Source organism: Leisingera sp. JC11 (genome assembly GCF_040704725.1).
GTDB lineage: Bacteria > Pseudomonadota > Alphaproteobacteria > Rhodobacterales > Rhodobacteraceae > Leisingera.
Genome location: NZ_JBFCVS010000015.1, coordinates 42,116 through 62,383 on the forward strand (window position 1 = coordinate 42,116; position 20,268 = coordinate 62,383).

Here is a 20,268-nt window from a genome sequence, read left to right on the forward strand (position 1 = left end):
TGATGGTGACTATCCGTGTGATCCACGATGAGGGGGCGGACCGGGATGTGCCGCTGCCGTCGTATGAAACCGCCGGGGCAGCGGGTGCCGATGTGCGCGCCAACCTGCCGGACCGCGGCTGCCTAGTGCTGCAGCCGGGCGAGCGGGCGCTGGTGCCGACCGGGCTGCGGATCGAGATCCCGGCGGGCTATGAGGTGCAGATCCGGCCGCGCTCCGGGCTGGCGCTGAAGCATGGGATCACCCTGCCAAACACGCCTGGTACAATTGACAGCGACTACCGCGGTCCGCTGGGGGTGATCCTGCTGAACGCAGGTGATAAACCTTTCGAGATCCACCACGGCGAGCGTATCGCCCAGATGGTGGTGGCGCCGGTGCTGCAGGCGCGGTTTGAACTTACCAATGCGCTCTCCGGAACTGAGCGGGGCGACGGCGGGTTCGGCTCCACCGGGCAGGCCTGATGCTGCGGATTCTGGTCCTGGCAGCGCTGATCTGGTGGGGCGGCCGGTTCCTTGGGCTGCCGCGCAATCTGCGCATAACGCTGCTGGCTGTTCTGTTCACTGCCGTCCTGGCGGTGCAGCTGACCCTGCCGGACGGGCACCCCTTGCGCGAAGGCACTGGCGGTTCCGTGGCGCCCTGGCTGATGCTGGGCGGCTTTGCCCTTGTGGCCGGGTTTTATGCGCGTATCGTGGCCGCTCTGAAGACCCGTGCCAAGCCCCAGGAAGCCGAGATGAGCCAACCCGCCAGCACCTTCACCGAAAGCGAGCTCGACCGCTACGCCCGCCATATCGTCCTGCGTGAACTGGGCGGTCCGGGGCAGAAGAAGCTGAAGAACGCCAAGGTGCTGGTGATCGGCGCCGGCGGGCTGGGGGCGCCTGCGCTGCAATACCTCGCGGCCGCCGGAGTGGGCACCATCGGGGTGATCGACGACGACGCGGTCGACAATGCCAACCTGCAGCGCCAGGTGATCCACCGGGACGCGGACATCGGCAAGCCCAAGGTGTTCTCGGCCCAGGCCGCGATGCAGGCGCAGAACCCCTACGTGGAGGTGCGCCCGTACAACCGCCGCCTGACTGAAGAGATCGCGTCGGAGCTGTTTGCCGAATATGACCTGATCCTCGACGGCACCGACAATTTCGGTACCCGCTATCTGGCCAACCGCACCGCGGTGGCGCTGGGCAAGCCGCTGATCTCCGGCGCGCTGTCGCAATGGGAGGGCCAGCTGAGCGTGTTCCACCCGGCCGAAGAAGGCCCCTGTTACCAGTGCATCTTCCCGGAGGCGCCCGCGGCCGGCCTTGCGCCCAGCTGTTCGGAGGCCGGGGTGATCGGCCCGCTGCCCGGCGTGGTCGGCTCGATGATGGCGGTGGAAGCCATCAAGCAGATCACCGGTGCCGGAGCGGTGCTGCGGGGCGAGATGCTGATCTATGACGGGCTGTACGGTGAAACCCGCAAGATCCGCCTGTCCCGGCGGGAGGGGTGTCCGGCCTGTGGCAGCAGCGCGGAAAGCTGATCCCCGCCAGTGAACGAAGCCCATTACATCGCGCTCCTTTGCGGCGCCCTGTTCGGCGGCCAGCCGGAACAGGTGCATGACTTCACCTATCCCGGCGGCGCGGCCTCCATCCGCACCGATTGCGAAAACGGAAACCGGGTCATCGAGTTCGGGCTGGATAAGCGCAGCAGCCTCGACAGCATACAGCAGGCGCTGTTTGCGGCAGAGATCACCGGCAAGGAACCGGTGGTGGTTCTGATCGACACCGATGGCCGCATGGGCCGGTACGAATGGCGCATCGCCCGGGCGGCCAATGTTGCCGACGTGCCAATCCGCATCATTCCCGTAGAGCTGACAGAGGGCGACGGGGCGGGCGGCTGAGGTGCCGGTGACGCGCACGGAAAGGCCAATTGCGGCCCCCCTGCTTTCCCGCTAGCGTCGCCTGCAAAGGAGACCTGCACATGTCCAATCCGCTTCTGTCCCGCTGGGACACGCCGTTTGAAATTGCCCCGTTCAACAGCATTTCCGATGAAGATTTCGCCCCCGCGCTGGAACAGGCGCTGGCGGCGCACCGCGCCCGGACCGACGCTATCGCCAACAGCTCCGAGCCGCCCGGCTTTGCCAATGTGATCGAGGCGCTGGAAGCCCCTTGCCGCGAGCTGGAGCAGGTGCTGGGCGTGTTCTTCACCGTGGCCGGCGCCGACAGCAATCCCAAGCGGCAGGAGCTGCAGCGGGAGTTCTCGCCGAAACTCGCGGCGCATTTCTCCGCCATTACCGCCAACAAGGCGCTGTATGCGCGGGTCAAGGCAGTGTGGGACCAGCGCGCGGAGCTGGACCTGACGGACGAACAGCAGCGGGTGCTGATGCTGACCCACCGCGGCTTTGTCCGCGGCGGCGCGGCGCTGGAAGGCGAGGCCGACCAGCGGATGCAGGAGATCAAGGGTAGGCTGGCCACCCTGGGCACCCAGTTCACCCAGAACCTGCTGGCCGATGAACGAGACTGGTTCATGGAACTCTCGGAGGACGATCTGGAAGGCCTGCCGGAGTTTGTGGTCAAGGCGGCGCGGGCGGCAGGCGAGGAAAAGGGCAAGGACGGCCCGGTTGTCACCCTGTCGCGCTCGCTGATCACGCCGTTCCTGCAGTTCTCCCCGCGCCGCGACCTGCGCGAGACAGCCTTCAAGGCCTGGGCCGCCCGCGGTGCCAACGGCGGGGAGACCGACAACCGGGCCATTGCCGCCGAAATCCTGCAACTGCGAGAGGAGCGCGCGCAGCTCTTGGGTTATGAAAACTTTGCCGCTTACAAGCTGGAAACCGAAATGGCCAAAACGCCGGAGGCTGTGCGCGGGCTGCTGATGGAAGTCTGGAAGGCTGCCAAGGCCCGGGCCGGGGATGACGCCGAGGTGCTGACCCGGATGATGCAGGCCGAGGGCATCAACGGCGACCTGGCGCCTTGGGACTGGCGCTACTACGCCGAGAAACGCCGCAAGGCCGAGCACGATCTGGATGATGCGGAACTGAAACCCTATCTGCAGCTTGACCGGATGATCGAGGCCTCGTTTGCCTGCGCAAACCGCCTGTTCGGGCTGGAGTTTAAACCGCTGGACGTGCCGCTCTACCACCCCGACTGCCGCGCATGGGAAGTGACCCGGGACGGCCGGCACGTGGCGGTCTTCATCGGAGACTACTTCGCCCGCAGCTCGAAGCGCTCCGGCGCATGGTGCTCGGCCATGCGGCAGCAGGCCAAGTTCCCGCAGGTGCAGGCGCCGGTGGTGATCAACGTCTGCAACTTCGCCAAGGGAGACCCGGCGCTGCTGTCCTGGGATGACGCCCGCACCCTGTTCCACGAGTTCGGCCACGCGCTGCACCAGATGCTGTCGGATGTGACTTACGAAAGCATCTCCGGCACGTCGGTGGCGCGCGATTTTGTGGAGCTGCCCAGCCAGCTCTATGAGCACTGGCTGGAAGTGCCGGAAGTGCTGCAGGAGTTCGCCACCCACGCGGAGACCGGCGAGCCGATGCCGCCGGAGATGCTGGAGACAGTGCTGGGGGCGTCCAATTTCGACATGGGCTTTCAGACGGTGGAATATGTGGCCTCGGCCCTGGTCGACCTGGCCTTCCACGATGGTCCGGCGCCTGCTGACCCGATGGCAAAGCAGGCCGAGGTACTGGAAAACATCGGCATGCCGAGCGCGATTATCATGCGCCATGCCACGCCGCATTTCGCGCATGTGTTTTCCGGCGACGGCTATTCCTCCGGCTACTACAGCTACATGTGGTCGGAGGTGATGGACGCCGATGCCTTCGCCGCCTTTGAGGAGGCCGGCGGGGCCTTTGATGCCGGGCGTGCCAAGGCGCTGGAGGAGCATATCCTGTCGACCGGCGGCTCTGCGGACCCGGCGGAGCTCTACACCGCTTTCCGCGGGCGGCTGCCGGGCGTGGAAGCGCTGCTGAAAGGCCGCGGCCTGGCTGCGGAATGAGGAAAGCGCCCTTGCGGGCGCTGCCTCCGGCAGAAGTATTTTGGGAAAGGTGAAAGAGCGGGCGCCAGTCCGCTCTTTTCCGTTCAGTAGCCGAGGCTGCGATTGACGAGGTGCAAGAGCGGCTCGCCCTCCTCGCCGCGGCGGATGTTTTCGGCAATGACTTCAGCCGCGGTGCTTTCGCGGGTTTCCGAGGCAATATGCGGGGTTACTGTCACATTCGGATGCGCCCAGTAGGGGTGCTCCGGCGGCAGCGGCTCGATGCGGAACACATCCAGCGTCGCATGGCCCACCTGGCCGCTGTCGAGCGCGGCCAGCAGCGCGCCATCGTCGATCAGCGGCCCGCGGCCCGGGTTGATGATCTTTGCCCCCTTGGGCAGCAAGGCCAGCGTTTCGGCATTCAGCGTGTTTTCGGTCGCCGGCGTGTCCGGCAGCAGCAGGATCACGATCTCGGCCTGCTCCAGCGCCGCCTTCAGCCCGTCCCGTCCTGCGTGGCAGGTGATGCCTTCGATCTCCTTTTGCGTTCGGCTCCAGCCGGAGACCTGGAACCCGAGCGCCGCCAGCGCCTTGGCCGAGGCGGTGCCCAGTGCGCCCAGGCCCAGCACGGTGACATGCCGGTCCTTGGCCAGCGGCGGCACATGCCGGTGCCAGCGCCCGTTCAGCCCGTGGATCTGCATGTCCATGCCCAGGTGATAGCGCAGCGTGTGGCCAACAACCCATTCGGTCATGCCCTGTTCCAGCCCGGTGTCCACCATCCGGGTGAGCGGCACCGCAGCGGGCACGACAGGCACGATTTTTTCGACGCCTGCCCACATGCTCAGCACTGCCTTCAGGCGGGTAAATGGGGTGAAATCGCTCACTGGCCCGCTGGGGGCGTAGACGATGTAGTCCACCTCTTCCGGCGCGAATTCATTGCGCAGATCAGCCTCCACACCCAGCCGTGCAAGCTCCGCTTTCAGCAGCGGCTCATAAGTTGGCCAGCCATCGGCGCGGCCTGCAAACAGGACATTGGCGGTCATGAGAACTCCCTGGATTTCTTAGCGCGACGATTGCCGCGGGCGGTGGATATGGGCGCTTTGCACGATGCCGAAGGCGCCCAGCAGCACCAGCATCGCCGAGCCGCCGTAAGACACCATCGGCAGCGGTACGCCAACCACCGGCGCCAGCCCCATCACCATCGACATGTTCACGGCGAAGAACAGGAAGAAGGTGATGGCAATGCCCATGATCACCAGCGAGGAGAACCGGTCCTTGGTGGTAATCGCGGAGGCGATGCAGAACAGGATGATCAGCATGTAGATAAACAAAAGGGTAAAGCCGCCGATGAATCCGAATTCCTCCGCCAGGGTGGTAAAGATGAAGTCGGTGTGTTTCTCCGGCAGGAAGTTCAGCCGCGATTGGGTGCCTTGCATGAAACCACGGCCAGACCAGCCGCCGGAGCCGAGCGCGATCTTCGACTGGGTGATGTGATAACCGGCGCCCAGCGGGTCCTGCGAGGGATCCAGGAAGGTGTCGATGCGGCGGAACTGGTAGTCCTTCAGCAGCTGCCACTCGGTGCCGCGGCTTTGGAACACCGCGCTGACCAGCCCCACGCCGGCCGCGATCACTGCCGCGAAATAGGCCCAATGCACGCCCGCCAGAAACATCACCCCGCCGCCCGCGGCCATCAGCAGGATCGAGGTGCCAAGGTCCGGCTGTTTCAGAACCAGCGCCGTCGGCACCAGGATCAGCGCCACCGGCAGCAGCACCCACAAGGGGCGCGAGGTTTTCTCGGCAGGCAGCCAGTCGTAATAGGCGGCCAGCAGCATCACCAGCGCGATCTTGGTCACCTCCGATGGCTGCAGCCGCATGAAACCGATGTCGATCCAGCGCTGCGCGCCCATGCCGACGGTGCCGAACAGCTCCACCGCAACCAGCAGCGCCAGCGACCCCAGGTAGGCCAACACCGAGATATTGCGCCAGAACCAGATCGGGATCATCGCCACCACGAACATCACGCCCAGGCCGAGGGCGAAGCGCTTGACCTGCGGTTCCACCCAGGGGCTGAACGATCCGCCCGCCACTGAATAGAGCATCAGGAAGCCGACGCTGGAAACGGTGATCAGGAGCAGCGTCAGCCCCCAGTTCAGATGCAGGATCTTGCGCAGGCCGGTGGGGGTCGATTTGGCGTGGTATTCAAGATAACTCATGCCCGGCTGTTCCTGCTGCCCAGCGGGCGCTTGACGCGCTCGCGCTCCAGCCGCTCCTGCTGTGCCTTAATACGGCTGCGGTCCGCCTTGGGATAGGCTTCCAGCGGCGGGGTGCCGTCATAGAGCGCTTGCAGCAGCACGTCGCGCGCCACCGGCGCCGCCGCCTTGGAGCCGCCGCCGCCGTGTTCTACCACCACGGCCACCGCATATTTCGGCTTGTCATAGGGCGCAAAGCAGACAAACAGCGCATGGTCGCGCCGCTCCCACGGCAGGTCCTCGTTGCGGATCACCCCCGCCGCGCGTTCGGCGGCGGTGATGTTGCGGACCTGGCTGGTGCCGGTCTTGCCCGCCATCTGCAGCCCATCGCCGATGATGCGGGAGCGGTAGGCGGTGCCGCGGCGGTCATTGCTGACCGAATGCATACCGCGCCGCACCATGCGCAGGCTGTTCTCGCTGATCCCCAGCGGCTCGCCCGCGCCGCTGGGCTGCTCCACGCCGTCCAGCGACTTCAACAGCCGCGGCGTCACGCTGCGGCCTGTGGCAATCCGCGCGGTCATGACCGCCAGCTGCAAGGGCGACGCCAGCATGTAGCCCTGGCCGATCGAAGCGTTTGCGGTGTCTCCGATCAGCCAGTCCTTGCCGTAGGAGCTGGCTTTCCATTCCTTGGTCGGTGTGATCCCCTGCGCCACGGCCGACATCGGCAGGTCATGCTTGATACCAAGGCCAAACTTGTTGGCCATCTCGGAAATTTTGTTGATGCCGGTCTTGATCGCCACGTCGTAGTAATAGACGTCGCAGGAGCGCTTCAGCGAAGTGTTCAGGTCCACATGGCCGTGCCCTGCGCGTTTCCAGCAGTGGAAGCGGCGGCCGGCAACCTTCAGGTGGCCGGGGCACCAGACGGTTTCCTCCGGCCCGACCACGCCGTTTTCCAGCGCCGCCAGCGCTGTGATCATCTTGAATGTGGAGCCGGGCGGGTAGGTGCCCTGAACCGTTTTGTTGGACAGGGGGCGGTAGTTGTCCTCGGTCAGCATCCTGTAGTCGGCGACCGAGATGCCGCGCACGAACAGGTTTGGGTCGAAACTGGGCGAGGAGCAGATCGCACGGATGTCGCCGTCCTCGCAGTCGATCACCACCGCAGCTGCGCTTTCCCGGCCCAGCCGCGCCTGCACATAGTTCTGCAGCTCCGCGTCGATGGTCAGCTGCATGTCGGCGCCGGAAATCCCCTCGCGCCGGTCCAGCTCGCGCATCACCCGGCCGGTGGCATTGACCTCCACCCGCTTGGCACCGGCCTTGCCGCGCAGCACATCCTCGCGCTTGGCCTCAAATCCGACTTTGCCGATCTGGAAACGCGGGATCATCAGAACCGGCTCCGGGTCTTCCATCTTGCTCAAGTCATAATCGGAAACAGGCCCGACATAACCAATAACATGGGCGAAGTCGCCAAGCTGCGGATAAACGCGCGTCAAGCCCACCTCCGGCGTGACGCCGGGCAGGGCGGGGGCGTTCACTGCGACCTTGGAAATATCCTCCCAACCGATCCGGTCGGCCAGGGTGATCGGCAGGAACGGCGGCGAGCGGCGCATTTCTGTGCGGGCACGCTCCAGGTCTTCAGGATCCAGCGGCACCAGGCTGGAGAGCTTGGCGATCACCTCCTCCACATCGCCCGCATCCTCCGGCACCACTGTGATCCGGTAGGAGGGTGAGTTCTGAGCGATGATCAGGCCGTTGCGGTCAAAGATCTGGCCGCGGGCAGGCGGCAGCAGGCGGATGTTGATCCGGTTTTCCTCGGCCAGCAGGCGGAACTCATCGGCTTGATCCACCTGCAGATAGCGCATCCGGGCGGCCAACCCGCCGGCAAAGGCCAGCTGCAGCCCGCCCAGGAACAGCGCGCGCCGGGTCATCTTGCCGTGTGCGGCATCCAGATCCTTGGGATTGCGTTTCATCGGCGGCTCACCAGGGTTTCGGCCTCAGAAGGGGACAGTTTGCGCACCCCCAGAATAGACTGGCTGGCCCAAACTGCCAGCGGATAGGCGGCAATGGTCATCACAACCTGGATCACCGTCAGGCTCAGCTGCGCCTGCTCCACTCCGAACAGGCTCAGGATCAGCCGGTTCAGCGTCGCAATCCCGGTCAGCACCAGCGCAACGGCCAGCCACTCGCTGGCAAAAGTGCTCTCGCGGTGCGGTGCCGCGCGGCCTTTGAGGAAGCCGCAGCCCAGCACCGTCAGCAGTGCCAGCAGCCCGGGCGGGCGGTGGAACAGCAGGTCTGCCAGCAGCATCACCAGGCCGATGGACAGGGCGGGCACATAATCGGGGCGGCGCAGGCTCCAGGCCATGGCCAGCGCCAGCAGCAGGTCCGGCGGCGCCCAGAACTGCGGCTCGGTTTCCAGCGGCAGCAGGTGGAAGAACATGATCAGGAGCGCCAGCGCCGGAAAGGCCGCGCGCATGGTCCAGATCCTGGCAGGAGAGGTGTTAGCCATTGCCGGCCTCAGCCGTGCCTTCGGCGCTGTCCTTCCCCAGGGTATCGGGGCGCGGTTGCGGCAGCGGGTCGCCGGGAGCAGCGCCAACCAGCCCGCCGGGGCCTTCGATCACTTGCGTGCCGTGATGGCGCAGCACCCGCAGGTACTCCAGCCGGCCATAGTCGGCGGACAGGCGCACCCGCATCCGGCCCGACCGGTCCTTGGCGACTTGGCCGATCAGCAGCCCCGCCGGAAAGACGGCGCCGTCACCGGACGAGATCACCCGGTCGCCGGGGCGCACCAGGTCAGGGTTTTCCAGAAAACTCAGCACCGGCGCGGCGCTGTTGTCACCAGTGACCAGCGCGGTCTGGCCGGAGGGCTGGATGGTGGCCGGGACGGCACTTGCTGCATCGGTTAGCAGGATCACCCGTGCGGTGCTGCGCCCGGTGCCGGAGATCCGGCCCACCAGCCCGATTCCGTCCATTGCCGCCCAGCCGTCATGCACCCCGTCGCGGCTGCCAACGTTCAGCAGCACCGACTGACGGAACGGAGAGCCGCTGTCGGCCATCACCACCCCGGTGATATAGGTCAGCTTCGGGTCCAGCCGCACGTTGTTGAGGTCCAGAAGCCGGGCGTTTTCCTGTTCCAGTTGCAGCGCTGCTTCCTTCCAAGCGCGCATCTGCCGCAACTCGCTGCGCAGCTCGCGGTTCTGTTCCGCCAGCCGCTGGTAGCTTTGGAAATCGCGGACCAGATTGATCGTGGCCGTCACGGGCACCATTGCCCAATCCATATTGGGCACGACCGTGTCCACCACCTGCGCGCGGAAGCGTTCCACCCGCGGGCTGTCGATGCGCCAGACAATGAAAATCGCGGCCAGGCACAGGCACAGTACCGCAGTCAGCAGACGCCGCAGCGGGGTTGCGTAATCGTCGCGCTGTGACTTGTCCTTTGCCACGTCTCTCCTTCCAGCCGCCCGGAAACCGGCCTGTCAGCTGGCGCCGTTCCGGCGGTCAGGGGCTGTTAGCTGTCGTAGTCGATGGCGTGCGCCAGCTGCTTTTCAAACTCCAGCGCCTTGCCGGTGCCGAGCGCCACGCAGTTGAGGCTCTCATCCGCGATGGAAACCGCCAGGCCGGTCTGTTCGCGCAGGGCCAGATCCAGATCGCCCAGCAGCGCGCCGCCGCCAGTCAGCATCACGCCGCGGTCGACGATGTCGGCCGCCAGATCCGGCGGAGTGGTCTCCAGCGCGGTCATCACCGCCTCGCAGATCTGCTGCACCGGCTCGGCCAGCGCCTCGGCCACCTGGGCCTGGGAAATCTCGATTTCCTTCGGCACCCCGTTCAGCAGGTCGCGGCCGCGGATTTGCATCGACTGGCCGCGGCCGTCGTCGGGCATTCGGGCGGTGCCGATGGAGGTCTTGATGCGCTCGGCGGTGGATTCACCCACCAGCAGGTTCTGCTGGCGGCGCAGGTAGCTGATGATCGCCTCGTCCATGCGGTCGCCGCCGACGCGGACCGAACGCGCATAGACGATGTCACCCAGCGACAGGACCGCCACCTCGGTGGTGCCGCCGCCGATGTCGACAACCATGTTGCCGGTCGGATCGGTGATCGGCATGCCCGCCCCGATGGCGGCGGCAATCGGCTCGGCAATCAGGCCGGCGCGGCGGGCGCCTGCGGACAGAACCGACTGGCGGATCGCACGTTTTTCAACCGGGGTGGCGCCATGCGGCACGCAGACGATGATCTTGGGCTTGGAGAAGGTCGAGCGCTTATGCACCTTGCGGATAAAGTGCTTGATCATCTCTTCGGCGGTGTCGAAGTCGGCAATCACGCCTTCGCGCATCGGCCGGATCGCCTCGATCGAGCCGGGGGTGCGGCCCAGCATCAGCTTGGCGTCTTCTCCCACGGCCAGCACTTTTTTGACGCCGTCCTTGACGTGGTAGGCGACCACGGAAGGTTCGGACAGGATCACCCCGCGGCCCTTGACATAGACCAGAGTGTTGGCTGTGCCGAGGTCGATGGCCATGTCCGAGGAGAACAGACCGCCCAAGTTTCCGAAAAGCGCCATATAGAAGGGATCCTGTGAGTGCTGCCAATATTCCTTGGGCGACTCCCCGCAGGAGCCGCCTTCCCCAACCTTATAAGCGGCCCGGCAGGGCCGCGAAAGGGCGTATTATGGTGAAACAGCGCCTTTCCGCCCAGTCTCCGGCGGCGTCAGCCTGCCGCGTTCACGCGCTGTTCCTGCGGGCAGCTGCAGTTTCTGAAAAACAGCCGGTCAGGCCGGGAAGATCCGCTGCATCTCGGCCTTGAAATGCGCCCAGCTCAGGCTGGCGCTGTTGCCGGCATAGCCCTCGTAATAGGATTTCCCGGTGGAGACGGGCAGGCCGGCCCAGATCTTGGCGAGGTTCAGCATGAAGGTCTTGCGCGGCATCTCCGACGCCAGGAAGGCACTGTAGCCGGCCTCCTCGATCAGCTGATGCGCCAGCTGGTCCTGCAGCTCCGGTGTGAAACGGGCCTGCGGTTTCACGCCCTGGTGACGGACCAGGCGCCGCAGCGTGGCGGGGATAAACTGATAGCGCCCAATGGCATGGGGCTGGCCCGGGGTCGCGTCGATCCAGGCGTTGATCTCGGCGATTGTCATGCTTGTCGGCTTCTTCGGCGGTTTGCGGGTGGCCCCGTACTGCACTGCATCATATTGCGCCTTGCCGGCCTCGGCGCTTGCGATCAGGTCCAGCAGCCGTTTGACACTGGGCGGCGCCTTGAGGATCGGCGCAAACAGTCCGCCGCCGCTGCGGCCGCGGAACAGGCTGGCTGCACCGGGGTTGAGCGATACCGCCCCGCGGCCCTGGTCCGCGCCGGGCAGGGTGTCAGGCAGCAGGCTGGCAACCGCCTGTGGTGCCGGGGCTGCGGAGGCGGGCGCCGGTCCGGGCATCGGGGCAGAGGCCTTGTGCAGGAAGAACTGGTTGCCAACCAGCGAATACCCTTGCGCGCTGACCGCTGCTGCGGTGCACAGCAGCAACGCCAGAAACGTCAGGATCAGGGCAAGGGCGCTCATTCTGAGGGGCATGGGAACCTGCATTCTGCGGTATCTCGATGGGGGCAGTCTGCCTCAGCGGGGTTGAGATTCCGTTTATCCTGCGTACGCTGCCCCTTCCGCCCTTAGGAATTAGCGGCTAGAGGGGGCGTATGCTCTCTTATCAGCACATCTACCACGCCGGAAATCTGGCCGATGTCCAGAAGCACGCGCTGCTTGCCTGGATGCTCGCCTATCTCACCCGCAAGGACAAACCGCTCAGCTATATCGAGACTCATGCGGGCCGGGGCCTGTATCAGCTGGACGCGCCCGAGGCTGTGAAGACCGGCGAAGCGGAGCAGGGTATCACCAAGGTGCTGGCAGAACAGGGACTGGCTGCGGATCATCCGCTTCACCGTGCCCTGTCGGAAACCCGCAAAGCACATGGAGCCGCCGCCTATCCCGGCTCACCGCTGATCGCCGCCTCATTATTGCGACCGGGCGACTCGCTGCATTTTGCCGAACTGCACCCGCAGGAAAATGCCGCCCTGCGTGCCGCGCTGAAGCCCTGGAAGGCCAAGGTGCATCAGCAGGACGGGTTCGAACTAGCCATGTCGCTGGCGCCGCCAACCCCGCGCCGCGGGTTGCTGCTGATTGACCCCAGCTACGAGATCAAATCCGACTATGCCCGCATTCCCGGCATCATCGGCCAGCTGCACAAGAAGTGGAACGTCGGCATCATCGCGCTCTGGTATCCGATCCTGAGGGACGGCAGCCACAAGCAGATGTTGAAGGCGCTGGAGGCGCAGGGGCTGCCTGATGCCCTGCGCCACGAGGTGTTCTTCCCGCCGGTGCGCGAGGGGCACCGTATGGTGGGCTCCGGCATGTTCGTGGTCAACGCGCCTTATGGCGCGGCCGAGGAAACGGCGCGGATTTCGGCGCTGTTCGAGGCGGTTTCCCGCAAGTAACCCCGGATCGCGCGCTCCACCCGCGCAACCAGGGCGGCCCCGCCTTCCTCGCCGTTCAGGGCTGCGGCGTTGATCATGCCCTTGGCAATGGCCACCACGTCGCGCGCCTCCTGCGGCCCGGCGGCGGGGGCAAGCCGCCGGATGGTTTCCAGCACGATCTGCGCCATCTCCTGCGCCAGCGCCGCGGTCTCCGGCGCCAGTTGCAAGTGCTGTTCGGCATATTCCGCCTCCATCGCCAGCCGCGGCCGTTCGAATTGGTGCCGCATCCCGGCCTCCAGCAGCGCCCGCAGGGCCGCCGCCGGCGGCGCCTCCCGGCAACGCTCCGCGGCATCCCGCATCCAGCCCTGCAACTCCGCCCGTTTGCCGCGAAGCACGGCGGCCAGCACCGCCTCCTTGTTGGGGAAATACTGGTACAGAGAGCCGATGCTGACGCCGGCCCGCTCGGCAATCGCATTGGTGGTCAAGCCCTCCCGTCCCGCAGTCTCCAAAATGCGAGCGGCGGCCTCCACAATTGCCTCCTGCGTGGCGCGCGAGCGGGCCTGAAGCGGCTGTTTTCTTGGGTTGTGCATGGCAGCTCCGTGCCTTCCGGGAATGCGAGTTGCGAATATGAGCAATCCTTCACATTCTTTTGGGCAAAGGCAACATCCCGGAGATTTTCCGATGAGAATGACCATCTTCCTGCTGCTCAACGCCTCCCCGGGCTGGTTGCGCCTGGGTCGAAAAGAACGCAGCCGCCTGGCCGCTGACGGGCTGAAGCCCTTTGTCCGCAATGGCCTCTCGCTGCGCCATTTCGATGCCGAAGCCTTCCATGCGGATTACAGCGATGTTGCGATGATCGAGGCGGAAACGCCTGAGGCCTATTACTTCGCCATCGAGCAGCTCAGGGATACTGCGCTGATCACCGAGGGCTACTTCTCGGTGGCCGGGATCATCCCGTCTTATGAAAACGGCTTCCGCACCTATGAGGCCGCCCATGCGGTTTGACGGCAAACGGGTACTCGTCACCGGCGCCTCGCGCGGGATCGGGGGGGCGCTGGCATTGCAGCTGGCGGCAGAAGGGGCTGAGGTTCTGGCGCTGGCCCGCTCCACTGAGGCGATGGAGGGTCTGCCAGAGGGTGTGGAAAGGCTGGCCTGCGACCTGGCAGACAGCCGCGCACGGGCGGCGCTGATTGCCGGTCTGCAGGGGCAGCGGCTGGACGGTGTGATCAACAACGCGGGTATTCAGATCGCCGCCGATTTCGTCGAAGGCGGGGCCGATCCGCAGGATATCGAGCAGGAGCTGTCAGTGAACCTGACAGCGCCCATGCATCTCGCCGCCGGGCTGCTGCCGGTTCTGGCGCAAACGCCAGGCAGCTTCCTGGTCAATGTGACCTCCGGCCTTGCCCTGGCCCCGAAACGGCAGGCGCCGGTCTACTGCGCCTCCAAGGCGGGCCTGCGCAATTTCACCCGCGCCCTGCGCTATCAGGCTGAGGACGCAGGCCTGCCGGTGCGTATCTTCGACTGCGTGATGGCCCTGGCCGCGACGCAAATGACCGCCGGGCGGGGCCGCGGCAAGATCAGCCCCAACGCGGCAGCCGCCGCCTTGCTCGGCGGGATTGCTGCGGGCAAAAGCGAAATCTGGGTGGGGCAGATGAAGCTCTTGCGGCTGATCCATCGCCTCTCCCCGGCGCTGGCGGCCGGCATCCTGCGCGGCTGAGGTTTTGCAAACAACTTTGAAATCCAGCGCTTTCCCGCTACGCTTTCCGGCAGGGAGGGCGCGATATGGAACGCAGGCTGGCCGCCGTGCTGGCGGCGGATATGGTTGGCTACAGCCGCCTGATGGACGTCGATGAGCAGGGCACCCTGGCCCGTCTTCGCACCCACCGGATCGAACTGATCGACCCTGCAATCGCCAAGAACCGCGGCTCCATCATCAAGACCACCGGCGACGGGATGCTGGTCGAGTTCCCCAGCGTCTGCGATGCGGTGGCCTGCGCCGCCGAGGTGCAGGACCGGATGCGCCGCCGCAATGCCGATGTGGCGCCGGATAAACGCATCCAGTTCCGGGTCGGGGTGAATCTCGGCGATATCATCTTTGACGATGGCGACATCTACGGCAGCGGCGTGAATGTGGCGGCCCGGCTGGAACAGTTTGCCGGCACCGGGGACGTCTGCGTCTCTGCCGCCGTTTACGATCAGGTCCGCCGCATGGGCGAGCTGCAGTTTGAGGATCTGGGGCCGCAGCATCTCAAGAACATTGCAGAACCGGTGCAGGTTTACCGGCTGATTCTGGAGGGGGAGGCTGCCGGTGCGGGGCCGGACCAGGATGACAGCGCGGCTGAGCCTGTTGCCGTGGTCAAACCCTCCATCGCGGTGCTGCCCTTTGCCAACATGAGCGGCGACCCGGAGCAGGAGTTTTTTGCTGACGGGCTGACTGAGGACATCCTGACCGAACTTAGCCGCCGCCATGAGTTGTTTGTGATCTCCCGCAACTCGTCCTTTGTCTACAAGGGGCAAGCGGTGAACATCCGCGAAGTGGCGGAAAAGCTGGGCGCCCGCTACATCGTCGAGGGCAGCGTGCGCAAAGCGGGCAACAGGCTGCGGGTCACCGTGCAGCTGATCGACAGCTGCAACGATTCCCATATCTGGGCGGAGAAATACGACCGCACCCTCGACGACATATTCGAGATCCAGGATGAGGTGACCTCGGCCATTGTCGCCACCCTCCCCGGGCGGATCGAGGCAGCGCAGCAGGATGAGGTCTCGCGCAAGAAACCCTCCAGCCTGGCGGCCTATGAATGTGTGCTGGCCGCGAAGGTCCTGCACCACCGCAGCACCCGCGAGGACAACGCAGCGGCGATGAAGCTCATCGACCGGGCCGTGGAGCTGGACCCGGAGTTCGCCCATGCCCACGCATGGCGCGGCTGTATCCGCGGCCAGGCCTGGGGTTACGGCTGGTGCGATGATGTCGAGGCAATGCTCGAGCTGGCGCTGGCGTCGATCCAGAAAGCCGCGTCGATGGATGACAACGATGCTGACGTGCACCGGCTTATGGCTGCGGTTTCCATCCTGCAGGACAATCTGGATCAGGCGCAGTACCATCAGGAACGCGCTCTGTCGCTGAACCCGAACTACGATCTGGTGGTGGTGCAGATGGGTGAGCTCTTGACCTGGCAGGGCAGGCCGGAGGAAGGCGCGGAATGGATCGAGAAGGCGATGCGTCTCAATCCGCATTTCCCGGTCCGCTTCTGGAGCCACCTCGGCAAAGCGCATTTCACCGCCCGCCTGTATGAGGAGGCGCTGACGGATTTCAAACGCCTGCCTGTATTGGACGCGGTGCAAACCGCGCTGGTGGCGGCCTGCCACAGCTGGCTGGGCAACGCGGAACAGGCGCAGGACTGTGTGGCGCAGATCCGGGCGATGCAGCCGGACGCCACGGCAGAGGCTTTGCTGGCCGGGCTGCACTACGGCCGCAGCGAGGACAAGGAGCATTTCACCGAAGGGCTGCGCAAAGCCGGTCTGGACTAGGCAGCAACGAAAAAGGGCGCCGCAGCAGGCGCCCTTTCCCGTTGAATGGAGCTAGGCTCAGGCCAGGTCCTTATAGGAAATTTCCTTGGTGTCGGCGCCTTCGCCAACCCGGCCGCGGCGCACGATCAGCCGGTTCAGCGCGTTCACATAGGCTTTGGCCGAGGCCACAACCGTATCGGTGTTGGCGCTTTCGCCGGTGGCGATGTTGCCATCCTCTTCCAGGCGTACCGAAACCGTCGCCTGCGCGTCGGTGCCTTCGGTCACCGCATGCACCTGATAAAGCTGCAGGCGGGCGGTGTTCGGGTAAATCTTGCGGATCGCCTTGAAGGTGGCATCCACCGGCCCGTCGCCCTCAGCGGTTTCTGTGACGTCCTTGCCGTCGATCTCCATCTCTACGGTGGATTCCGCCGGGCCGCCGGTGCCGCAGACCACTTTCATCGAGACGATCTTGAGATGATCATTCTCCGCGTCAGTGCCAATGCGCATCAGCGCGATGAGGTCGTCGTCGAACACCTCTTTCTTGCGGTCGGCCAGCTCCTTGAAGCGGACAAAGACGTCCTTCAGCTGGTTGTCGCCCACGTCATAGCCGAGGTGCTCCAGCTTGTCGCGCAGCGCCGCGCGGCCGGAGTGTTTGCCCAGGGGCAGCGAGGTGCCGGAAAGGCCGATGTCCTCGGGGCGCATGATCTCGAAGTTCTCGCGGTTCTTCAGCATGCCGTCCTGGTGGATGCCGCTTTCATGGGCAAAGGCGTTCTTGCCGACAATCGCCTTGTTCGGCTGCACCACAAAGCCGGACACGGTCGAGACCCGGCGCGAGATGTGCATGATCTTGGTAGTGTCGATGCCGGTGTGCCAGGGCATGATGTCATTGCGCGTCTTCAGCGCCATCACCACCTCTTCCAGCGCGGTGTTGCCCGCACGCTCGCCGAGGCCGTTGATGGTGCATTCGATCTGGCGCGCGCCGCCGGCCACCGCGGCCAGCGCGTTGGCGGTCGCCATGCCGAGGTCGTTGTGGCAGTGGGTGGCAAAAACCACCTCGTCGGCGCCCGGCACGGTCTCGATCAGGCGCTTGATCAGGTCGGCGCTTTCCGCAGGGGCGGTGTAACCCACGGTGTCGGGGATGTTGATGGTGGTGGCGCCGGCCTTGATGGCGATCTCGATCACCCGGCACAGGTAATCCCATTCGGTCCGGGTTGCATCCATCGGCGACCACTGCACGTTGTCCACCAGGTTGCGGGCGTGGGTCACGGTCTCGTGGATCTTGTCGGCCATCTCGTCCATGGTGAGGTTCGGGATGGCGCGGTGCAGCGGCGAGGTGCCGATAAAGGTGTGGATGCGCGGCTGCGCGGCCTTACGCACCGCTTCGGCACAGCGGTCGATGTCTTTGAAGTTTGCACGCGCCAAGCCGCAGATCATCGCGTTCTTCGAGCGTTCCGCAATCTCGGACACGGCCGCAAAGTCGCCTTCGGAGGCAATCGGGAAGCCCGCCTCGATGATGTCCACACCCATCTCGTCCAGAAGCTCGGCAATCTCCAGCTTCTCGTCGTGGGTCATGGTGGCGCCGGGGCTCTGCTCGCCGTCGCGCAGGGTGGTATCGAAAATCAATACACGGGATTTGTCGCCGGAAATCGGGGATGCGTTTGTCATTTTGGTATCTCTTGTCTCTGTCCTAGGCCCTCAGGGGCAACATAAGCCTTCAATGGCGCGCGTGCGGCAATCCTCTGAGCGGGCGCGCCGGAAGGGCACGCTCAGAGGCGGGCTAGGATCAGTAGGGCGCGCAGAGCGGCACCGCGGGGGGCGGTGGCTGCAATTGTGATATCTGCGCAAATGGTCATGGCAGGGATTTATACAGAGGTGCTGCCGAATGGAAAGAGGGATTCTGCCCGCCGCGGTTGCCGCAGTTGCCGTTGCGGCACGGCACCGCTGCGGCGGGCAGCATTCGGCGGTTCGCGGCAAGTGCAAGACAGTATTGAAAAAGGCATATAGTATAAGTTAGGGCCTGCCGCAGTTTCAATGCGGCAGTTTGTCCGCACTGCGCCTTTTTTAAAGGCAGGAACGGCAATGGGTCTTGCGCTGGCAGGTTTTCCGGCGTTGACACCCCGGATCCGGCGCTCTCGTTGAGAAATGCGCCATCGATAGGAGGAAAAAGTGTCGAATAAAATTGTCCTTGGATATGACGACAGCGAGGCCGCCAAATCGGCGCTTGCTTTTGCCGTCAGCCTTGCCAAAGCACAAGGGGCAGAGCTGGTGATCGCGCATGTGCTGGAATGGTCGCCCTATTCTTTCCTCACCCCGGAGGAGATCGAGCAGCGCCACAAGCGCCGCGAGGATGAACTGAAGCGCGCAGAGGATGCTTTGCTGGCACCAGTGCGCAAAAGCCTGGAAGACAGCGGTGTCACCGTTTCCACCGAGCTGAAGTACGGCCATATCGCGGAAACCCTGATCGATGTGATCAAAGAGAGCGGCGCCAGCCACCTGATCATCGGCCGCACCGGCCATTCGGCGCTGTCGTCGCGGCTGTTCGGCTCCGTTGCGGGCAGCCTGGCACAGGCGGCACCGGTTCCGGTCACCATCGTTCCCTAAAGATAAACTCAGAGGACAGTCATGAGGAAATCAATCAAGGCGGCAGCCCTGTCTGCACCGCTGCTGCTGGCGGCAACCGCGCCGGCGATGGCACAATCCGTCGATGAGCGCGTCAATGAGCTGTTTGCCAGCTCCACCGGCTGGTTCGTCAACCTGATCTTCAGCCCGTTCCCCGGCACCAGCTTCCCCTGGATCGTGGCCTGGCTGGTGATCGCGGCAACCGTGTTCACCATCTACTTCGGCCTGATCCAGTTCCGCGCCTTCCCGCATTCCATTGCGCTGGTCAAAGGCGACTACGCCGACCCCAATGACGCGGGCGAGGTCAGCCACTTCCAGGCGCTTGCAACCGCGCTGTCGGGCACCGTCGGCCTCGGCAATATCGCCGGCGTTGCGGTGGCAGTCGGCATCGGCGGTCCCGGTGCAACCTTCTGGATGATCCTGGCCGGCCTGATGGGCATGGCTTCGAAATTCACCGAATGCACCCTGGGCGTCAAATACCGCAACGAGTTCGCAGACGGCCACGTCTCCGGCGGCCCGATGTATTATATGACCAAGGGCTTTGCCGAACGCGGCCTGCCGATGGGCAAGTTTCTGGCGGTCATGTTCTCGGTGTTCTGTATCCTTGGCGCCCTGGGCGGCGGCAACATGTTCCAGGCCAACCAGGCGCACGCGCAGATTTCCGGCGTCGTGGGCGCGTATCCGGGCTGGATCACCGGTGTGGTGTTCGCTGCGGTGGTGTTCGCCGTGATCGTGGGCGGCCTGAAATCCATCGCCCGCGTGACCGAAAAAGTGGTTCCTTTCATGGGTGTCATGTATGTCGCGGCCGCGATCGTGATCCTGGCGATGAACGCGGACCAGATCGGCTGGGCCTTCGGCCAGATCTTCGAAGGCGCCTTCACCGGCCTCGGCATCGCCGGCGGCATGGTCGGCGCGCTGATCCAGGGCTTCAAGCGGGCGGCCTTCTCGAACGAGGCCGGCGTCGGCTCGGCAGCCATCGCCCACTCCGCCGTGCGCACCAAGGAACCGATCACCGAAGGCTTCGTGTCGCTGCTGGAACCCTTCATCGACACCGTGGTGATCTGCACCATGACCGCGCTGGTGATCATCATCACCGGTCAGCTGATCCAAGACCCGAACACCGGCCTGTACCTGCTGGACGAAGGCGCAAGCACCATCCAGACCATCGACGGCAACAAAGGCGTGGCGCTGACTTCGGCGGCCTTCTCCTCGGCCTTCGGCTGGTTCAAGTACGTGCTGGCGCTGGCAGTGATCCTGTTCGCCTTCTCCACCATGATCAGCTGGTCCTACTACGGCCTCAAGGCCTGGACCTTCCTGTTCGGCGAAGGTGAGACCACCGAACTGGTGTTCAAGGTGATCTTCTGCATCTTCGTGGTGATCGGCGCAGCCGCAAACCTCGGCCCGGTGATCGACTTCTCCGACGCGGCAATCTTTGCCATGGCGGTGGTCAACATCATCGCGCTCTACTTCCTGATGCCGATCGTCAAGAAAGAGCTGAACAGCTACATGTCGCGCCTGAAGTCGGGTGAGATCAAGAAGTTCAGCTGACAGGCCCATGCGTGATCAAAGCTGAGAA

19 protein-coding genes are annotated in these 20,268 nt (G+C 64.8%); 10 read left to right on the forward strand and 9 right to left on the reverse strand.

Translation table 11 applies throughout. The annotated features are described in order from the left end of the window. The first annotated feature begins 2 nt into the window (after positions 1-2). The 4 genes from dut (at position 3) to AB1A62_RS16170 (ending at position 3,963) form a co-directional block, all read left to right on the forward strand. A complete protein-coding gene (gene dut, locus AB1A62_RS16155; protein ID WP_366662490.1) occupies positions 3-458 on the forward strand; it encodes a dUTP diphosphatase in 456 nt (151 codons plus the stop codon). Further along, positions 458-1,507: a HesA/MoeB/ThiF family protein gene (locus AB1A62_RS16160; protein ID WP_366662491.1), complete on the forward strand. Its 1,050-nt coding sequence runs from the start codon at positions 458-460 to the stop codon at positions 1,505-1,507. The genes dut and AB1A62_RS16160 overlap by 1 nt, the downstream gene beginning before the upstream one ends. Positions 1,508-1,516: 9 nt before the next feature. Then, positions 1,517-1,867, forward strand: a complete 351-nt coding sequence (locus AB1A62_RS16165) for a hypothetical protein (RefSeq protein WP_366662492.1) — start codon at positions 1,517-1,519, stop codon at positions 1,865-1,867. A gap of 80 nt (positions 1,868-1,947) precedes the next feature. Then, on the forward strand, positions 1,948-3,963 hold the full coding sequence (locus tag AB1A62_RS16170) for a M3 family metallopeptidase (protein WP_366662493.1): 2,016 nt from the start codon (positions 1,948-1,950) through the stop codon (positions 3,961-3,963). Between the two features lie 83 nt (positions 3,964-4,046). Here AB1A62_RS16170 and AB1A62_RS16175 read toward each other — a convergent pair whose 3' ends face one another. From AB1A62_RS16175 to AB1A62_RS16205, 7 genes are all read right to left on the reverse strand, one after another. After that, positions 4,047-4,979: a glyoxylate/hydroxypyruvate reductase A gene (locus AB1A62_RS16175; protein WP_366662494.1), complete on the reverse strand. Its 933-nt coding sequence runs from the start codon at positions 4,977-4,979 to the stop codon at positions 4,047-4,049. An 18-nt stretch (positions 4,980-4,997) separates the two neighbouring features. Further along, the gene (gene rodA, locus AB1A62_RS16180; protein WP_366662495.1) at positions 4,998-6,149 is read right to left on the reverse strand and encodes a rod shape-determining protein RodA; all 1,152 of its coding nucleotides are present in this window, start codon (positions 6,147-6,149) and stop codon (positions 4,998-5,000) included. Then, positions 6,146-8,092, reverse strand: a complete 1,947-nt coding sequence (mrdA, locus tag AB1A62_RS16185) for a penicillin-binding protein 2 (RefSeq protein WP_366662496.1) — start codon at positions 8,090-8,092, stop codon at positions 6,146-6,148. The genes rodA and mrdA overlap by 4 nt, the downstream gene beginning before the upstream one ends. After that, a complete protein-coding gene (locus AB1A62_RS16190) occupies positions 8,089-8,628 on the reverse strand; it encodes a rod shape-determining protein MreD (protein WP_366662497.1) in 540 nt (179 codons plus the stop codon). The genes mrdA and AB1A62_RS16190 overlap by 4 nt, the downstream gene beginning before the upstream one ends. After that, positions 8,621-9,562, reverse strand: coding sequence for a rod shape-determining protein MreC (mreC, locus tag AB1A62_RS16195; RefSeq protein WP_366662498.1), 942 nt, complete (start codon positions 9,560-9,562; stop codon positions 8,621-8,623). The genes AB1A62_RS16190 and mreC overlap by 8 nt, the downstream gene beginning before the upstream one ends. Positions 9,563-9,627: 65 nt before the next feature. Further along, entirely contained in the window at positions 9,628-10,674 is a 1,047-nt protein-coding gene (locus AB1A62_RS16200; RefSeq protein WP_019297721.1) for a rod shape-determining protein, read from the reverse strand. A 207-nt stretch (positions 10,675-10,881) separates the two neighbouring features. Next, the gene (locus AB1A62_RS16205) at positions 10,882-11,661 is read right to left on the reverse strand and encodes a hypothetical protein (protein WP_366662499.1); all 780 of its coding nucleotides are present in this window, start codon (positions 11,659-11,661) and stop codon (positions 10,882-10,884) included. Positions 11,662-11,792: 131 nt separating this feature from the next. On the opposite strand from AB1A62_RS16205, the gene rlmJ reads away from it, so the two are divergent. Next, positions 11,793-12,587, forward strand: coding sequence for a 23S rRNA (adenine(2030)-N(6))-methyltransferase RlmJ (gene rlmJ, locus AB1A62_RS16210; protein WP_366662500.1), 795 nt, complete (start codon positions 11,793-11,795; stop codon positions 12,585-12,587). On the opposite strand, the gene AB1A62_RS16215 is transcribed toward rlmJ, so the two are convergent. Beyond that, on the reverse strand, positions 12,524-13,156 hold the full coding sequence (locus AB1A62_RS16215) for a helix-turn-helix domain-containing protein (protein WP_366662501.1): 633 nt from the start codon (positions 13,154-13,156) through the stop codon (positions 12,524-12,526). The genes rlmJ and AB1A62_RS16215 overlap by 64 nt on opposite strands. 91 nt (positions 13,157-13,247) lie before the next feature. On the opposite strand from AB1A62_RS16215, the gene AB1A62_RS16220 reads away from it, so the two are divergent. From AB1A62_RS16220 to AB1A62_RS16230, 3 genes are all read left to right on the forward strand, one after another. Further along, the gene (locus AB1A62_RS16220) at positions 13,248-13,571 is read left to right on the forward strand and encodes a darcynin family protein (RefSeq protein WP_366662502.1); all 324 of its coding nucleotides are present in this window, start codon (positions 13,248-13,250) and stop codon (positions 13,569-13,571) included. Then, the gene (locus AB1A62_RS16225) at positions 13,561-14,283 is read left to right on the forward strand and encodes an SDR family NAD(P)-dependent oxidoreductase (RefSeq protein ID WP_366662503.1); all 723 of its coding nucleotides are present in this window, start codon (positions 13,561-13,563) and stop codon (positions 14,281-14,283) included. The genes AB1A62_RS16220 and AB1A62_RS16225 overlap by 11 nt, the downstream gene beginning before the upstream one ends. A gap of 65 nt (positions 14,284-14,348) precedes the next feature. After that, on the forward strand, positions 14,349-16,094 hold the full coding sequence (locus AB1A62_RS16230; RefSeq protein ID WP_366662504.1) for an adenylate/guanylate cyclase domain-containing protein: 1,746 nt from the start codon (positions 14,349-14,351) through the stop codon (positions 16,092-16,094). Positions 16,095-16,151: 57 nt separating this feature from the next. Here the strand turns inward: AB1A62_RS16230 and AB1A62_RS16235 are convergent, their stop codons facing one another. Then, positions 16,152-17,738, reverse strand: a complete 1,587-nt coding sequence (locus tag AB1A62_RS16235) for a 2-isopropylmalate synthase (RefSeq protein WP_366662505.1) — start codon at positions 17,736-17,738, stop codon at positions 16,152-16,154. A gap of 501 nt (positions 17,739-18,239) precedes the next feature. Here AB1A62_RS16235 and AB1A62_RS16240 point away from each other — a divergent pair. Continuing rightward, positions 18,240-18,674: a universal stress protein gene (locus AB1A62_RS16240; protein ID WP_174147313.1), complete on the forward strand. Its 435-nt coding sequence runs from the start codon at positions 18,240-18,242 to the stop codon at positions 18,672-18,674. 21 nt (positions 18,675-18,695) lie between these two features. Further along, on the forward strand, positions 18,696-20,240 hold the full coding sequence (locus tag AB1A62_RS16245; RefSeq protein WP_366662506.1) for an alanine/glycine:cation symporter family protein: 1,545 nt from the start codon (positions 18,696-18,698) through the stop codon (positions 20,238-20,240). Positions 20,241-20,268: the final 28 nt, after the last annotated feature.

Coding starts and splice junctions, on each gene's coding strand:
- dut (WP_366662490.1), top strand. CDS start 3: ATGGTGACTATCCGTGTGATCCACGATGAGGGGGCGGACCGGGATGTG.
- AB1A62_RS16160 (WP_366662491.1), top strand. CDS start 458: ATGCTGCGGATTCTGGTCCTGGCAGCGCTGATCTGGTGGGGCGGCCGG.
- AB1A62_RS16170 (WP_366662493.1), top strand. CDS start 1,948: ATGTCCAATCCGCTTCTGTCCCGCTGGGACACGCCGTTTGAAATTGCC.
- AB1A62_RS16175 (WP_366662494.1), bottom strand. CDS start 4,979: ATGACCGCCAATGTCCTGTTTGCAGGCCGCGCCGATGGCTGGCCAACT.
- rodA (WP_366662495.1), bottom strand. CDS start 6,149: ATGAGTTATCTTGAATACCACGCCAAATCGACCCCCACCGGCCTGCGC.
- mrdA (WP_366662496.1), bottom strand. CDS start 8,092: ATGAAACGCAATCCCAAGGATCTGGATGCCGCACACGGCAAGATGACC.
- AB1A62_RS16190 (WP_366662497.1), bottom strand. CDS start 8,628: ATGGCTAACACCTCTCCTGCCAGGATCTGGACCATGCGCGCGGCCTTT.
- AB1A62_RS16200 (WP_019297721.1), bottom strand. CDS start 10,674: ATGGCGCTTTTCGGAAACTTGGGCGGTCTGTTCTCCTCGGACATGGCC.
- AB1A62_RS16205 (WP_366662499.1), bottom strand. CDS start 11,661: ATGAGCGCCCTTGCCCTGATCCTGACGTTTCTGGCGTTGCTGCTGTGC.
- rlmJ (WP_366662500.1), top strand. CDS start 11,793: ATGCTCTCTTATCAGCACATCTACCACGCCGGAAATCTGGCCGATGTC.
- AB1A62_RS16215 (WP_366662501.1), bottom strand. CDS start 13,156: ATGCACAACCCAAGAAAACAGCCGCTTCAGGCCCGCTCGCGCGCCACG.
- AB1A62_RS16220 (WP_366662502.1), top strand. CDS start 13,248: ATGAGAATGACCATCTTCCTGCTGCTCAACGCCTCCCCGGGCTGGTTG.
- AB1A62_RS16225 (WP_366662503.1), top strand. CDS start 13,561: ATGCGGTTTGACGGCAAACGGGTACTCGTCACCGGCGCCTCGCGCGGG.
- AB1A62_RS16230 (WP_366662504.1), top strand. CDS start 14,349: ATGGAACGCAGGCTGGCCGCCGTGCTGGCGGCGGATATGGTTGGCTAC.
- AB1A62_RS16235 (WP_366662505.1), bottom strand. CDS start 17,738: ATGACAAACGCATCCCCGATTTCCGGCGACAAATCCCGTGTATTGATT.
- AB1A62_RS16245 (WP_366662506.1), top strand. CDS start 18,696: ATGAGGAAATCAATCAAGGCGGCAGCCCTGTCTGCACCGCTGCTGCTG.